Raw genomic sequence first — 271 nt, 5'->3', positions numbered from 1 at the left:
GAGTCGCCAGATACTACACTAGAGAATAAGTCGCCTATTTTATATATCGGTGAAGATCACGAACGCGCTAATAATTAACTAATTCGGCTAGCAATTAATGTAATGATTAAACTAAATGTAAATATTTGCCTCTGAAGCGTACTTACACTTGCAAATACTTCAGTTTTTGGCACTTGAGCCACAATAAATAAGTCAGTATTTTCTATCGGGGTCGCTGCTACTAGTGTGGCTTGGGCATCGAGGTCGATGTCTTTTAACTTATAGCCATTCC

General features: G+C 38.4%; 1 pseudogene. It reads right to left on the bottom strand.

Features of this window, described 5'->3' with window-relative positions:
• Nucleotides 1–59: 59 nt before the first annotated feature.
• Nucleotides 60–271: pseudogene (locus CWB65_RS19740) on the bottom strand (methyl-accepting chemotaxis protein); the annotation flags it as partial.

Origin of the sequence: Pseudoalteromonas sp. S554, from assembly GCF_005930865.1 — a bacterium.
GTDB classification, from domain to species: Bacteria; Pseudomonadota; Gammaproteobacteria; order Enterobacterales; family Alteromonadaceae; genus Pseudoalteromonas; species Pseudoalteromonas marina.
The sequence above is the reverse complement of the archived record's forward strand: the minus strand, read 5'-3'. Positions and strand labels throughout refer to the sequence as shown.